We start from the raw sequence: 14,593 nt of genomic DNA on the forward strand, positions 1-14,593 counted from the left end.
TCTGTTCTCTTTTCTTTAATTGTAGGCGGAAGTATGTTTGAGTTGATTGGACTTTTGGTAGTTCAGACGAATGTGACTCAGCCTATGGCTGGCTTACATTCGTAGAACGGACAACGGCCAAGCAACCAAATCATACTGTAGCAGCATCCCACTCTTGCTTGAGGCCCATTGGCTCCGCTTGGAAGAGTCTTGCATCCATCAGCTTGAGCTCTGGTGAAATAAGCGGCTCAAACGCTAGCAGATCAAGAACATCCCGCTGCAAATCGATTCCTGGGGCAATCTCGCAAAGCATCAGACCGCGAGCTGTAAGCTGGAACACCGCTCGCTCCGTAATAAAAATAACTTCCTTGCCGTTTTGCGCCGCCTCGACTCCGTTGAAGGAAATGTCTGCGAGCGCGGGCACGATTTTGCGGAAGCGTCCTTCCTTTGCAATGTCGACCTGGCCATCCTTTACCTGGACGTCGAGGCCTCCGGCGGTAAAGGTGCCGCTGAATACGACTTTTTTGGAATTTTGGGCAATGTCGATAAAACCGCCCACACCCATAATTTTCCCATTGAACTTATGAACGTTCACATTTCCCGCTTGGTCCATTTCAGCAAAGCTCAAGAAGCTGACATCCAGCCCGCCGCCATCATAAAAATCGAACTGGTACGGCTGGTCAAGCACCGCCCTAGGGCTGATCGTCGCTCCAAAAATAATGCCTTTCGCTGGTGTGCCGCCTATCGGACCCAGCTCCACCGTAAACGTCAGCGCTTCGCCAACGCCCTCCTCGGCCGCCACATAACCAACACCATCAGATATGCCAACTCCAAGATTGGCTACGGCTCCAGGGAATGCCTCCATGAGCGCCCGCCTTGCGATAATTTTGCGTTCAGTTAGCTGCAAAGGCTCGATACCGCCCTGTACGGCTAGCAAATCACCGCTCATATAGCGGTTGCTTTCCGTCTGGTACGTCTGCATTTGCTCTGGAACGACGACGACGGCATCGACCAGGAAGCCGGGAATTTTGATCGTCTTCGGATGCTGCGAACGAGCTTGAACCATTCGCTGCACTTGTACAATGACAATGCCGCCGCTATTTTTCGTAGCCTGTGCAATGCTGAGCACATCCAGAAAAGTCGGCTCATCCTCCATCGTAATATAACCGTCTGTATCGGCAGTCGTACCGCGAATAATCGCCACATCCGGCTTAATCGACGGATAGAACAGCCATTCCTTGCCGTCGATTTCCATCAGGCGGACAAGCTCCTTCGTCGTGCGCTCATTAAGTTTGCCGCCTTGCTGGCGAGGATCAACGAATGAGCCAAGCCCAACATGGCTCAAAATACCGGGATGCCCTGCTGCCGTGGAACGGAACAGCTGTGTAATGACACCTTGCGGGAAGCAATACGCTTCGATTTGGTTCGTCTCAGCCAGCTCCGACATCCGCGGCGATTGCCCCCAATGCCCGCCAATCGCTTTGGTGCAAAGGCCGGCAATCGCGATCGGGCTCATCCCTCTATCTGCCCGGTCACCGAGACCGGTTGTGTGAAGATAAGTCAGCCCGCTTGGCTGCTGCTCTTTGTGATAGCGATCAGCGAGTGCTTCAATGACAGCAGTCGCCTCGACAATTCCGCCGCCGGCGCCGCTAAAGGCTACCGTGGCTCCGTCAGGAATGAGGCGCACGGCCTCATCAGCGGTCAAAATGGGAACCGGACCGGTTCTTTTTTTCAAAGTTGCATTAGACATGATGGATAATTCTCCTTCTTCGGCTGCTTTCGTCTGTGCTTCTATATAAGTTGAGCAAATCAGCGGTTAGAATGTTACACTTTTTGGACGGTATCACCTGCGAAAACAGGAGGACGCTTCTCGAAGAAGGCCTGCATGCCTTCCTTAAAATCTTCGCTTTCCGCAACCTTTTGCGAAATATCGAGCTGCGTCAAATCAAGCCAGGACTGCTCCGGCATAAAAATGCGGGTAAGCGCCTCCTTTACAGCGCGTACGGCGGAGCCGGATTTTGCGGCAATTTCCTCTGCCCAGCGATAGGCTAGCTCATAAGCGGTTCCTTCGTGTGCAATCTCGTTTACTACGCCCAAGCTAAGCGCTTCATTCGCACTCATCGGCTTGGCAAGCAGCATAAACTGCATCGCTCTTCCTGCTCCGATGAGGCGGGTGATGCGGTAGGCGCTGCCGCTTCCCGGGAATGACCCAATGTTTACCTCTGGCAATGACAGCACAACATGAGGTGCAGCTACCCGCATATCGCAGCTAAGCGCCCAGTCAAAACCACCGCCATAAGCGGAGCCGTCCAAAGCGGCAATCGTCGGAATCGGCAGTACGGACAGGCGGGTGCGCAGCCGAATCTCGCTTTCCATTTTGTCGCTGACATACGTATCTTTTTCCAAATGCTGCTGTATTTCATTCATGTCTGAGCCCGCCGAGAATACTTTGCCATTATGAGTAAGGACAACAACTCGAAGCTCGCCATCCGACTCAATATCGGCTAAAATCTTCTCAAGCAGCGCAAGCCCGTTATTCGTTCCCAAGTTCAGCGGAGGATTGTTGAAGCGGATAATTCCGATACGGCCTTCCTTGTGAAATTCAATTCCCGGATTTGCTGACATGACAATAACCACCTTATTATGAGATTATTAATTATATTTTGCTGTCCATTTGAACAGCTGCCGTTCGCTATTAGATCGATCTAATCTTTCCATTGATTATAAAAAACGGCATCCCCCCTGTCAACAGCAAGCCGGGGAATCTATAGTCATTCCATATGCTGCGATTATGTACTATAATTTTCACTAATGAAAGAGGTGTGACTGATTGTGGGCGATAAAAAAGAAAAACGCGTAACGCTTCAGGATGTCGCGAAGGATGCAGGCGTGTCACGCGCCACGGCATCGCTCGTTGTCAGAGGCAGTACGTCCATTACTGAGCAGACGAAACAGAAGGTTCTTGCATCGATGAATAAGCTCGGTTATGTCTATGATCGCGTCGCAGCAAGCTTTCGCTCCAGACGCTCTTCTACTGTGGGCATTATTATAACGGATATCGGCAATCCCTTCTTCTCTGAGCTGCTCACCAATTTGCAGGATCGACTCGATGAACTCGGCTATACGACGCTGCTTGGCATGACTTTTGAATCGGAAAGCAAGCAGGAGCGCATACTCGAGACGATGCTGGAGCATCATGTTTGCGGCATTATTATGGCTCCCGTTGCGGGGACAAACCCTGCCGTATTTGCCCGGCTAAAGCATTTAAACGTCCCTTGCGTCCTTATCGGCCGTGAAATTTCCGGAGCACGCGTTGATTATATCGGCACCGATTTCCAGTGGGGCACGAAGATGGCTGTCCGGCATTTGGCCGACCAAGGGCATAAGCATATTGCTCTGCTTGGCGGCACGCCTCATACATCCGCTTATAACGAACGGCTCGCTGGCTATTTGGAAGGACTTGAGGAATCCCGCATCCCGACCGATCAGCACCACATTATTCCTGGCCCGCCTACACGCGAAAGCGGCGCTGTCATTATTAATCAGCTCATCCGTCAGGACAAGCTGCCTACAGCGGCGCTGTGCCATAACGATATTGTCGCGCTTGGCGTCATCGTCGGACTTAGGGAAAATCGGCTTGTCGCCGGCAAGGATATGGCTCTCGTTGGTTTTGACGATATTAAAGAAGCAGCTACGGCAAATCCTGGCTTGACGACGGTTGCCGTTGGGTCTGGCCAGTGGGGAATCGAGGCGGCAAACCTGCTCCACCAGCGCATCAGCGCCGAGACACCTACAGCGGCTGCTCAGGAGACGGCTAGAATTATTTTGCCGCCAAAGCTTGTAATCCGCGAATCCTCAACACATTTTATGGGCGTGCATTAATCGATGCACCCCTGTCATTTAGCTGGCGAAATGGTCATTGACATTCAATTTTTAACTTGCTATAATTCCAACAAAACTAATAGGAAATAGACGTTACGCGTTTATTTACTAATAGAATCAAGCGCGAACGGTTTCGCTGGCTACAGCAGCACCCGGACACGTTTGGCTTGTAATTAGATCGATCTACTAAGAGGAGGCTTTTGTCAACATGTTTGGAAAAAAAAGTGTGGTCTTATTAATGCTTGCCATGACGTTAGTACTGGGAGCATGCGGGTCGAAAACGACTAATGATTCTGAAAGCGCTAGCTCTGGCAACAAAACAGAAAGCAAAGAATTAAATCTGGCAACGTTTGGCGTCAGCATCGGTTTCTCCAAGAAAGATGGGGACAAGCTGGAAGGTTATGATATTGCTGTAGCAGAAGCTGTTGCCAAATATTTGGGCTACACGAAAGTAAACTGGACGACTGCTGATATGGCGGGCATGTTCGGCATGCTGGACGCTGGCAAGATCGACACGATCGCCAACCAAGTGGAAGCTAACGAAAAACGTAAAGAGAAATACATCTTCTCCAATACTTATATTTATTCCGGAGCACAGCTGATCGTCCGCGCTGATGATGATTCCATCCAATCGCTGGCTGATTTGAAGGGCAAGAAAATCGGTGTTGACGTTGGTACAAGTAAGGAAGCTTACTTGCGCGCCAATGATCCTAACAACGAGCTGAACATTACAACTTATGAAGATCCTAGCGTAATCTTGAATGATGTTGCTCTGAAACGCCTTGATGCTTATATTATGGACCGCGCCGGTGCACAGCTGCTGATCGACAACTCGGGCCTTGCTTTGAAGAAAGCGGGAGACCCGGTTTACACTTACGAGGAAGCATTCCCGTTCCCGAACACCGAAGACGGCAAGAAGCTGCGTGATTCCTTCAACGAAGCACTTGAGGCCCTTGCAAAAGACGGCACGCTGACGAAGCTGTCGAATGAACATTTGAAACAAGACATCAGCAAGGCTAACTAAACGATGAATTTCGATACAGCGTTTATATTCGAAGCGATACCCAAGCTGCTGAAGTATTTGCCGATGACGCTGATGCTGGCGGTCGGCTCCATGCTTCTGGCTTGTCTTATGGGTATTGTGCTGGCGCTCATTATTAACAATAAAATTTTTATTTTGTCACCAGTGGCAAAAGTATATATTTCCTTCTTTCGCTCGGTGCCTACTCTTGTTACGCTGTTTATCTTTTATGTGGGAATCCCGCAAATTTTTCCGGAATTCACCTTTATTGATGCAATTACCGCAACAATCGTTGCTCTCAGCTTTAAAAATGCCGCCTATTTGGCGGAAGAATTCCGTGGGGCGCTGAATGCGGTCGATAGCGGGCAAATGGAAGCCTGCCTTTCAGTCGGCATGACCAAATGGCAGGGCTTCCGCCGAGTTATTTTGCCGCAAGCGATGCGGATTGCCGTTCCAAGTCTAGGCAACTATTTGATTATGCTGGTCAAGGAGTCCTCGCTCGCCTTTACAGTTGGTGTGACCGACATTTTCGCGCAAACGAAAATTTTGGCCAGCAACTCCTTCCGTTTTTTGGAGAGCTATATTGCCGTTGCCCTCATTTATTGGGCCGTAACGATCGTGCTGACCATGCTGCAGGGAAAATTGGAAAAGGCAATGAGCAAGCCTTATCGATAGGAGTTCTGTTATGCTAAAAGTGAGCGGGTTAAGCAAGCATTTCGGCGATAACGAGGTGCTGAAGCAAATCAATCTGGAAGTGAAGCGCCGCGAGGTCGTTGCGATTATTGGACCGTCCGGTTCGGGCAAATCCACGCTGCTTCGCTGCCTCAATCTGCTGGAAACGCCGGATGCCGGCCACATTGAAATTGATGGTTTCGAGGTCGATGCAAGAAGGCTGAAGAAATCAGATGCCTACGCCCTGAGACAGAAATCGGCGATGGTTTTCCAGCATTACAATTTATTCAAAAATAAGACGGCGCTGCAAAACGTCATTGAAGCGCTTATTGTCACCAAAAAGATGAATAAGCCTGATGCCGAAGCACTGGGCCACAAGCTGCTGGATCAGGTTGGGCTAGCAAGCAAAGCAAGCAGCTATCCTGCCATGTTGTCCGGCGGACAGCAGCAGCGCGTGGCCATTGCTCGTGCACTGGCCGTCAATCCTGCGGTGATTTTACTCGATGAGCCAACCTCGGCGCTTGACCCCGAGCTTGTTGGGGAAGTTCTGCAGGTCATCCGCTCTATCGTTGCTACGGACACAACGATGCTGATTGTGACCCATGAAATGTCCTTCGCCCGGGAAATTGCTGACCGCGTCATCTTTATGGCGGACGGCTCGATTATCGAGGAAGGCGATCCGCAAAGCCTGTTCGGACAACCGCAGCAGGAGCGGACGAAGAAATTTTTAGGAACGGTCTTTTCCAAAAACTGACGACAGGGGAAGAGGCAAATGATGACTCGCACACATAATTTTAGCGTACAGCTCGATCGACGTCATACCGATTCACAAATGCACACCCTATTTCCGGAAGATGTGCTGCCCATGCATTTGGCAGAAACAGATTTTACAACGGCACAGCCCATAATTGATGCCCTCGCTGCACGGGTAGAGCATGGCATGTTTGGCTATGTCGCCGAAAGCGAGGGACTGGCGCTTGCTGTCCAACATTGGATGGCAAGCCGCTTTCAATTTCCTATAGAGCCGAAATGGGTCGAGTATTCTCCCTCTGTTGGCTCTTCACTCGTATTTGCCGTGCAAGCTTTCACACAGCCCGGTGACCGGGTATTGATTCAGACACCTGTCTATCATGCTTTCCACAGCTTGATTGATAATAGTGGACGCATTAAAGCGGAAAATAAGCTCAAGCTGCACAATGGACGCTACGAGATCGATTTTGAAGATTTGGAGCGCCAGCTTAGCAACCCGCGTACGAAGCTGATGCTGCTTTGCAATCCGCATAATCCGGTCGGACGCTGCTGGACAAAGCTAGAGCTGACAAGAATCGCCGAGCTTTGCCTGCGCTACAATGTATTCGTTATCGCAGACGAGGTACATGCTGATCTGGCTTACGAGGCGTTTACCCACATTCCGCTGCCAGCTATTTCGGATGAAATCGCTCAGCAATGCATGGTCACCGTCAATCCGAGTAAAACGTTTAATCTCGCCGGCATGCGCGCCTCTGCTGCTATCATTCCTAATGAGCGCTGGCGTGAAGCTTTCCGCATTGCCCTTATCAACAACAAAGCGATTGACCGTCCCGTGTTCGGCGTGGTGGCGCTGGAGGCCGCCTACTGGCATGGCGGCTACTATGTTGATCAGCTCGTTGCGTATCTGGAGGAAAATGTACGGTTTGTAGGGGAATATTTGCGAGAACATATTCCTCAAATCAAGCTCATTCAGCCGGAAGCCACCTATTTATTATGGCTTGATGCCCGTGAGCTGGGCTTGCCTCCGGAGCAGCTTGCCCCTTATTTTATGCGGGAGGCAAAAATTGCGTTCAGGGATGGCTCCTCCTGCGGCAACGGAGAAGGCTTCCTTCGCATGAGTGTCGGCTTTCCCACAGCTGTGCTGGAACGAGCTCTTCACCAAATGAAGCAAGCCGTTTCCAAGCTGGGGTGAACTACTGACTAATTAGGCATTGGCTGCGCGCGAAGCTGCGTCATTTAACTTTCGCTATAGCGTTCAGCCACCGAGCAGCAATAAAAATAGCCATCCTGCATGGCAGCCAATAGGCTGCGCAGGACGGCTGTTTTTGTATTTAATCCTCTATTGATTTCCGTGTTTATTGTTTATTTCTTTGTCTACGCTAATCAGGCGTGCATCGCGTTATCGCAGCTTACAGTTTAAAGCTGCCTACTTTGTTTTGCAGCTCGGAAGCAATTTCCGACAGGCCGACTGCAGATGAGGAAATGCCCTCCATCGCATCAAGCTGCTGGTTGCCAGCCTGTGTCACTTGGCGAAACGATTGTGATGATTCGTTCGCAATGCCCGAAACCTCGTGAATGGACGCCGCCACTTCCTCGGCACTTGCCGACATCTCCTCCGTCACCGCCGAGACATCATGAATTTGCTGGACAATCAGCCTCGTGGAATGTTCAATGCTTGCCAGCGCCTGTCCTGCTTCCTCCGTTATGCGCAGTCCTCCCCGCATATCCTCGGAAACTTTGTATTTCATCATATCGTAAGTAGCTGCAACCAGCTTCGTCATCTGGCCAATCGTATCCAATATTTCATCAGCTGTCGTCTTCGTCTGGTCTGCCAGCTTCTGCACTTCCTGTGCAACGACGGCAAAGCCTTTGCCGTGATCGCCTGCCCGCGATGCTTCAATGGCCGCATTAAGCGACAGAAGATTCGTCTGCTTGGCAATGCCTGCAATCGCTGTACTCATCTGCGTCACCTGTGCGCTAAGATCATGCAGCTGCTCGATCTGCTCGGAGGACTGGTCGATGGATTCGCCGATTTTTCTCATTTGAACCGTTACTTCCTGTACTTTGTCGCTGCCTTCCGCAACATTCTGCTCCGTCTCCTTCGACGATTGCACAATTTCAGACGATGCTTCAGCAATTCTCGTAATGCCGATCGCCATTTCCTCCATCGTTCTGCGCGTCTCGTCCGTCATGCGCGCTTGATTGTCCGCCCCTTGTGCCGCTCCGCCGATCAGCTCCGATACAAGCTCCACCGTCTTCGTATTTTCCGTTGTGCTTGCACTAAGCTGCTGGCTGGCAGCCGCCAGCTGATTCGACGAATCCGCCACTTCCATAACAATACCGCGGAGAGAATCGACCATCGCGTTGAAGTTACCCGCAAGCTCCCCGATTTCGTCCCGGCGCTTCGTCTCGACTTTTTCCTGCAAATAACCTTCGCTTACCCGTCTGGCCGCACGGTTCAATTGCTCGATAGGCCTTGTAATGGCCCGGATAATAAAGAATAAAATGACGAATGCCGCAACGAGCGAAATGACCATGACGAGCAGCGAGTTAAGCAATATAGGCAGCGCGGCCTCCGTAAACTCCTCGGTTGGCAGAGCCCCGACCAATTTCAGTCCGGTATCCTTGTTCGTCACGTAAAAGGCTTTGCGTTCCACATTGTTAATCGGATCATTGTAGAAGAGCTCCCCGCTATCCTGCCCCAGAATGGACTGAATACCTTCATTATTAATAGGAGTTCCTACTTCAATCGTAGGATGCGCCAAAATAACGCCCTGCTGATCCATCAAATAAACAAAGCCCTCCGAGCCGATTTTAACATTTTGAATTAATTGCCCGATTGCCTCTACGCTCAAAGCAACGGTAACCCCGCCCTGACCATCTGCAAACGCTTGAGACACAGTAATCGTATACTTATTCGTCGTTGCCGATAAGCCCGGCTGGGATACTACAACTTCTCCTGAAGCCGCCATAATCGCCTTGTACCAAGAGCGCTCCCGCGGGTCGTAATCCTCCTGACCCGGATTCGGCGATTTCATCCAGCTGCCGTTCGCGTTGCCAATCGTTACAATTTCCACCTCGGGATGGTTTGCTGTAAAATTGTCTATAAGCGCCTGAGTAGTCTCAGCCTTTTCATCTACTGCTGCCGATGAGAGCAAGTAGGCTAGTTGCTTCACATTGGCTTTCTCAAGCCCAACGATCTGATCGATCGACATATCAAGCGAGGATACCGTAGAGGCTGCTGTTTGTCCCATTTTATCCTGAAGCTGAATTTTAGCGTTGCTGTAAGAAAAGAATGTAGAAACGGCCAGTGAAAGAATGAGCATCAATGAAATATAGAGAAGAAGCCTGCTTCTAAGCCTCCTCATATAAAACTTTTGCTGCCATTGCGGTTTTTTCTTCATCTCTCTCTTCTCCTTCATGATGTAATCTCCCCAGCTTGCATTTATTGTATATGTAATTATAGTCGACAGACCTCATTTGAAAATTGATAGATTTTTCATTGTATTTGTAACAAATTTTCAACAAAGAGATTATTGTATCCGTCTCATCTCCAATTCACGATTGAAATGGTTGCTAAATCATTCCATACTAAAGGCATTATTTCCTTTCTATTCCTTTTCACATATTTAAAATAAAGAAAGAGGAGCAAGATTTGCTCCTCTTTCCGTTGTATACTCAATCGTTTATGCTCGGATTATATGCCAAAATAGTCGTTTCGCGGGCTAGCGGTTATCGCTTATTTCACGCATTAAGGTATGCGCTTCTCGTAGCGATGCTCCTCGCCCGTTGAATCGGTAATGACAATCGTCATATCCCATATATCGCCGACCGCAGGCACGGGAGCCTTCGACAAATACGTATATTTGTCAAAGCCTTCAAAGCCATAAGGATCTGGCCCGCCCTTATTAAACTCGAAGGGAATGTCCCGCATATCCCCCTGCTCGCTATCATCCTTCGCTTGTACCGCGATAAGCGTTGGAGCGCCCATACCAGTCGGCAGCCACACATCCAGCTGATAGATCTGCTCTTCTGGCTTAATTCGCATAGACATATGGGCTTTATCGCCCATCACATGCCAGTACACAGGTTCAGCAAAAGCAGGCTGCTCTGGTGGCGCAGTGGAAGACAGCATGCCAGCTACGATAAAAGCAGCCAGCGCCAGCAGCGCCTCTACACGCACCGCTTGCACAAATTTAGGAGCAGAGCTGTTGTCTGCTGCCCCCTTTTTCATCCCTGCCGCCAAACGCGGCATTAGGGAAAAACGATGATAAGCGCCAATGCCGATAACGGCAACCAGCAGCAGCGTTTTTAGCACAACCAAACGTCCATAGCTGCTGCCTGCGAGCTCCGTCCATGCGTTAAGCCGCTGCAACGACAAGATGAAACCCGTTGCGGCCAGCAAAATAATAATAGGCAGCGCGGCCTGTGAAAATCGCTTGATCATGAGCATTAACGCGTCTCGCTGCTCTTCGGCGCTAGAAAAACTAGTCTTCCAAGTGGCCCCAATAATGGCGAGGATGCCGCCGAACCATATGGCTGCGGTCCATATATGCACAATATGCGACAGTACCGCCACTGATAGGAAACTAGAAGCATTAGCATGACCCGTTAATGGGTAAAGCACCGTTAACAGCAAAGCCATCAACCACTTCAACGGCGCAACCCAGCGTTCATCACGCTGCGGCGCATAGGCCAGCAGCAGCATAAGCGCCGCCAATGCAGGCCGCAGCCATGCTGCGCGTCCCACCATCGTCATGGATAAAATCTTTTGGTACAGCGCTCCGCCGCTTCCCATTTCAAATGCGCTAAGCTGCTCTGCTAACAGCCATACGTGGAAAAATCCTGTGGCGCCAAGCGCTATCGCCGCACCTATAAACAAGAGGCGCTCGCTGCGCTTGCTAAGCAGCCGCGGTATCGCTGAGCTATCCGCACGCGACCAAAGCACATACCTGGCATATAAAAAAGCAACTATGCACGCCGCAGCAATGACCTCAATAATTCGCAGCAGCGTGTAAATAACTGTACGCCAATCGCTCTGATGTCCAGCATCATGGTCATCCGAATGGCCGATCATATTGCCGTTCGCATCCATGTCCATGTCCATATCGTGATTGGCTCCATGATCGCCAGACATGGAATGCCCATGCGATTCATCCGCTGCTTGCGCCGCCTCGCCCGCTGCTCCATCTCCTTCCACTGCAGTAGGCGATTCGAATGCGGTGTTTGATGGGTCAAGACCGATTGCAGCTTGCTGCTCACCGTTAGCCAATGCAGCAGAATCGCCGCTTGCCGCTTTCCCGTCGCTCTCTTTAAGAGAGCCTGCAGCCTCTTCACTTCCCACGGATACTTCGCTGCTCCCAGCTCCAGCCGATCGATCCGGCTCCGCTACCGAGCTAGTACCGCCTGCTGCGCTGACCGTTCCGCCTTGACCGGAGCTGCTGGAGCCTTCCGCTTCCCCAGCGCCCGATCCAGTGTCGCCTCCTACTGCTCCACCGCTTCCTGAACCAGCATTTGATGCAGGACTCGCCGAGCCGCTTCCACCGCCATTCGTCTTGCCTTCTGAGGAAGTGCCACCTCCCACCGCGCCTCCAGAAGCTTTGCCTCCAGAGCCGCTGCCGTTAGCGTCAACACCACCCTGCGAGCCGCCGCCTTTACCTCCAGAGGTGCTGGTGCTTCCGCTGCCCGGCTGGCTAGCCGCTCCCGATGAAGCGTCCTTGCCCTGGCCGGCGCTCCCGCCTCCGGCACTCGGCGAGGCTGATGCACTAGGCTTCGCCGTCGCTGTCGGTGACGGCGAGGCATTGCTGGCACCGCCATCAAGCGAGATCGTATCGCTTGGCTTCGACGTCGCGAGCGGCATGCCGATTGCAAAGCGAAAGGAACCGTCCGTGACATGTGTATCCACGGATAGCACCTGCCATTTCACCTTATAGATACCTGGCGACAGCTTAGGAATCGTATAAACAAGCCATCTGTCCTTCTCCGCAGACAGCTTGCCTTTTATCGTATTGCCAGCCTCATCCTCCAGCACAATCCGGCTTAAATCCGGATCGAACTCTTCTGTATACTGAATGCGAATGGATGAAGGCGATTCGCTGAGCTCGGCATCCTGGAGCGGAGTCGAGCGCTCCATATTCGCATGCGCGTCCGCAAGGGCCGGGCTGCAAAGCATGAACAGCAGCAGCGCCGCCAGTGCAAGCAGGTTTATTTTCAACTTATGAGGAATCATTCGCCTCTCCTTCCTTCTCATGCAAACAGAGCCGCCTAATGATGGCGACCCCGCTATGCGTAAGCAGTGCTGCGCGTTTAGGGCAGCTGCTTTCAATTGTTGTTCACTGGCAGACAAAGCACTGTTGCTCGCTGCCGGTTATGACCTTCTATTTTTTCGTATAAATCAGCACGGCTGCACGTGTATCGCCAACTGCCGGCAAAAACTCGACAACCGCTCCTGCTTTTTCAGCTGTTTGACGCAAGGAAGCGGCATTTTTGCTGCTGTAGCTCGGGTCAATATATTGCTTCAGAAAATCGGCGCTCGCGTTCGTTGAGCCTTTCACAATGGTTAGGCTGTCGCTGGATACGAGTTTCCCATCGACATATACATAAGGAATAGGGCTAGCTTTGCCCCCTGGCAGCTTGACGCCTGCATTTTGCACCGTGTAGGTCATCGTTGCTGTATAATTGACCTTCGTATATTCGCCCTCTTTGCTCTCATCCGTAGACGTCGAAGCACGCAGCAAATAATAGTCGGCTGCTCCCGTCTTATAAGTCACAAATCCATTGTCATCCGTTGTCAGCGTCTGCCCTTCGGAGTTGCTGCGGCGAATGAGCGATACTTCAGCATCCGCTACCGGCTCACCTTTGAGCAGCAATTGCACCTTTACATCCTGACCTGGCACGGCAGCTGCCGGGTTGAACTGCGGGACGAACTCCGCACGGTCAAGGCTCACTGGATTCGCAAAGCCTTTCAGCGCGCTGACCCGGGCAATAAGCGGAAGATCGCTGATCGCTACGAACGATTTCGCGCTGCGCAACGAGCGGCTGAGCGAGGTCGTACTCACGCTGTCCGATTCACCCGTTACGATGTAAGCGCCTGGCGATGCCGCCGAGAAGGAAGCGACAAAACCATTGTTTACGGCTGGCTCCGTCTCTGTAGCTGCTTCACCTGTGTAAAACCGCGTTGACGTAATGTCCGTCTTCACTCCTGCCGGAGAAGTCACATATACCTTCGAGCTGTCTACACCCCATTGGCCGGTAATGCGATAGCTTTTGTGATCATTGGAATGGTTGCCGAAAAGCATATCCACATACGCAACCTCGCCCTGCGCGATAATCGGCGCATTCGTCTGTGTCCAGCCGTCATGGGCGAAAGCCGTCGCCGAAACGCTGAATGTTAATACTGCGGCAAGCGCTGCGGCTGCCAGTTTCTTTTTCCAAACGATCATTAAAATAGCCCCCTGAGCATCGATATTGGATAACTAAATCCTATTATATCGACCTACCCTCAGGGAAAGAATGACTACAAAGGGCTATTTCCGCACCCGCATTGTCGCCAAGCTGTGAACCTTTGATGACGCTTCGCCAGCATGGCACAAGCACCCTTCCAAGCTTTAGTCCCGCAAATACCCTTGCTCGAACGCATATTTCGCCAGCTGTACGCGATTGTCCAGATGGAGCTTCTGCAAAATGTTTTTGAGATGATTTTTCACGGTATGCTCGGAAATCATCAGCATGCCGGCAATGTCCCGATTGGCCGCTCCCTGTGCCACACAGCGCAAAATCTCCTGCTCCCGCGCCGTGAGCGGACTTTCCTCAGCCTGCTGCCTGCCCGCTCCAGCAAGGGCAAACTCCTGCAAAATGCGCTGCGCCAGCTCCCGCGACAAAGGCGCTTCATCAAGCGCAATCGCCTTCAAATATTCGCGCCAGGCGCCGGGATTTAAATTTTTGAGCAAATAGCCCTGCGCACCTTTCTTTAGCGCCTCAAACAGATGCGTTATATCATCCGATACGGTTATAATCACTATTTTCACATAGGGGTAACGGGCTTTGATTTCCTTCGTCGCTTCGAGCCCGTCCATCTCTTTCATATTAATATCCATCAAAATCAAATCCGGCATCAGCTGCTCCGTAAGAGCAAGCGCTTCAAGCCCATTGCAGCCCTCGCCGACAACCTCAAACAAAGGCTCCGCCTGCAAAATCGCCCGAATGCCCTCGCGCGCATGATGATGGTCGTCCACAATTAATATTCGAACCGGCTGAGTCACGCCGCATCCCTCTTTTCTCATTGACGTC

General features: G+C 51.3%; 11 protein-coding genes. 5 read left to right on the forward strand and 6 right to left on the reverse strand.

Annotated features, from left to right (window positions below; genetic code table 11):
• Positions 1-130: 130 nt before the first annotated feature.
• Positions 131-1,729 carry an acyl CoA:acetate/3-ketoacid CoA transferase gene (locus ACSR9A_RS19700; RefSeq protein ID WP_473759049.1) on the reverse strand — a complete coding sequence of 533 codons (1,599 nt, stop codon included), beginning with the start codon at positions 1,727-1,729 and terminating at the stop codon, positions 131-133.
• A gap of 74 nt (positions 1,730-1,803) precedes the next feature.
• A complete protein-coding gene (locus tag ACSR9A_RS19705; RefSeq protein ID WP_473759050.1) occupies positions 1,804-2,604 on the reverse strand; it encodes an enoyl-CoA hydratase/isomerase family protein in 801 nt (266 codons plus the stop codon).
• 207 nt (positions 2,605-2,811) lie between these two features.
• Here ACSR9A_RS19705 and ACSR9A_RS19710 point away from each other — a divergent pair, with 207 nt between their 5' ends.
• From ACSR9A_RS19710 to ACSR9A_RS19730, 5 genes are all read left to right on the forward strand, one after another.
• Complete coding sequence (locus ACSR9A_RS19710; RefSeq protein WP_473759051.1) at positions 2,812-3,861, forward strand: LacI family DNA-binding transcriptional regulator; 1,050 nt, start codon at positions 2,812-2,814, stop codon at positions 3,859-3,861.
• Between the two features lie 208 nt (positions 3,862-4,069).
• Positions 4,070-4,885: a transporter substrate-binding domain-containing protein gene (locus tag ACSR9A_RS19715; RefSeq protein WP_473759052.1), complete on the forward strand. Its 816-nt coding sequence runs from the start codon at positions 4,070-4,072 to the stop codon at positions 4,883-4,885.
• Positions 4,886-4,888: 3 nt separating this feature from the next.
• A complete protein-coding gene (locus ACSR9A_RS19720; RefSeq protein ID WP_341279484.1) occupies positions 4,889-5,557 on the forward strand; it encodes an amino acid ABC transporter permease in 669 nt (222 codons plus the stop codon).
• 10 nt (positions 5,558-5,567) lie between these two features.
• Positions 5,568-6,308, forward strand: a complete 741-nt coding sequence (locus ACSR9A_RS19725; RefSeq protein WP_341279485.1) for an amino acid ABC transporter ATP-binding protein — start codon at positions 5,568-5,570, stop codon at positions 6,306-6,308.
• 18 nt (positions 6,309-6,326) lie between these two features.
• On the forward strand, positions 6,327-7,496 hold the full coding sequence (locus tag ACSR9A_RS19730; protein WP_473759053.1) for a MalY/PatB family protein: 1,170 nt from the start codon (positions 6,327-6,329) through the stop codon (positions 7,494-7,496).
• A gap of 217 nt (positions 7,497-7,713) precedes the next feature.
• On the opposite strand, the gene ACSR9A_RS19735 is transcribed toward ACSR9A_RS19730, so the two are convergent.
• The 4 genes from ACSR9A_RS19735 to ACSR9A_RS19750 form a co-directional block, all read right to left on the reverse strand.
• Positions 7,714-9,726: a methyl-accepting chemotaxis protein gene (locus ACSR9A_RS19735; RefSeq protein WP_473759054.1), complete on the reverse strand. Its 2,013-nt coding sequence runs from the start codon at positions 9,724-9,726 to the stop codon at positions 7,714-7,716.
• A 329-nt stretch (positions 9,727-10,055) separates the two neighbouring features.
• Positions 10,056-12,533 (reverse strand): copper resistance CopC/CopD family protein, encoded by a 2,478-nt coding sequence (locus tag ACSR9A_RS19740; RefSeq protein ID WP_473759055.1) that lies wholly within the window; start codon positions 12,531-12,533, stop codon positions 10,056-10,058.
• Positions 12,534-12,681: 148 nt separating this feature from the next.
• Positions 12,682-13,746 carry a DUF4198 domain-containing protein gene (locus ACSR9A_RS19745; RefSeq protein ID WP_473759056.1) on the reverse strand — a complete coding sequence of 355 codons (1,065 nt, stop codon included), beginning with the start codon at positions 13,744-13,746 and terminating at the stop codon, positions 12,682-12,684.
• Positions 13,747-13,911: 165 nt separating this feature from the next.
• Positions 13,912-14,586 (reverse strand): response regulator, encoded by a 675-nt coding sequence (locus ACSR9A_RS19750; RefSeq protein ID WP_473759057.1) that lies wholly within the window; start codon positions 14,584-14,586, stop codon positions 13,912-13,914.
• Positions 14,587-14,593 lie beyond the last annotated feature (7 nt).

It is taken from the genome of Paenibacillus sp. R-74696, assembly GCF_055814915.1.

Excerpts from the sequence above, each read along its gene's own strand:
- ACSR9A_RS19705 (WP_473759050.1), bottom strand. The coding sequence starts at position 2,604 with ATGTCAGCAAATCCGGGAATTGAATTTCACAAGGAAGGCCGTATCGGA.
- ACSR9A_RS19720 (WP_341279484.1), top strand. The coding sequence starts at position 4,889 with ATGAATTTCGATACAGCGTTTATATTCGAAGCGATACCCAAGCTGCTG.
- ACSR9A_RS19740 (WP_473759055.1), bottom strand. The coding sequence starts at position 12,533 with ATGATTCCTCATAAGTTGAAAATAAACCTGCTTGCACTGGCGGCGCTG.
- ACSR9A_RS19735 (WP_473759054.1), bottom strand. The coding sequence starts at position 9,726 with ATGAAGGAGAAGAGAGAGATGAAGAAAAAACCGCAATGGCAGCAAAAG.
- ACSR9A_RS19715 (WP_473759052.1), top strand. The coding sequence starts at position 4,070 with ATGTTTGGAAAAAAAAGTGTGGTCTTATTAATGCTTGCCATGACGTTA.
- ACSR9A_RS19745 (WP_473759056.1), bottom strand. The coding sequence starts at position 13,746 with ATGATCGTTTGGAAAAAGAAACTGGCAGCCGCAGCGCTTGCCGCAGTA.
- ACSR9A_RS19700 (WP_473759049.1), bottom strand. The coding sequence starts at position 1,729 with ATGTCTAATGCAACTTTGAAAAAAAGAACCGGTCCGGTTCCCATTTTG.
- ACSR9A_RS19730 (WP_473759053.1), top strand. The coding sequence starts at position 6,327 with ATGATGACTCGCACACATAATTTTAGCGTACAGCTCGATCGACGTCAT.
- ACSR9A_RS19750 (WP_473759057.1), bottom strand. The coding sequence starts at position 14,586 with ATGAGAAAAGAGGGATGCGGCGTGACTCAGCCGGTTCGAATATTAATT.
- ACSR9A_RS19725 (WP_341279485.1), top strand. The coding sequence starts at position 5,568 with ATGCTAAAAGTGAGCGGGTTAAGCAAGCATTTCGGCGATAACGAGGTG.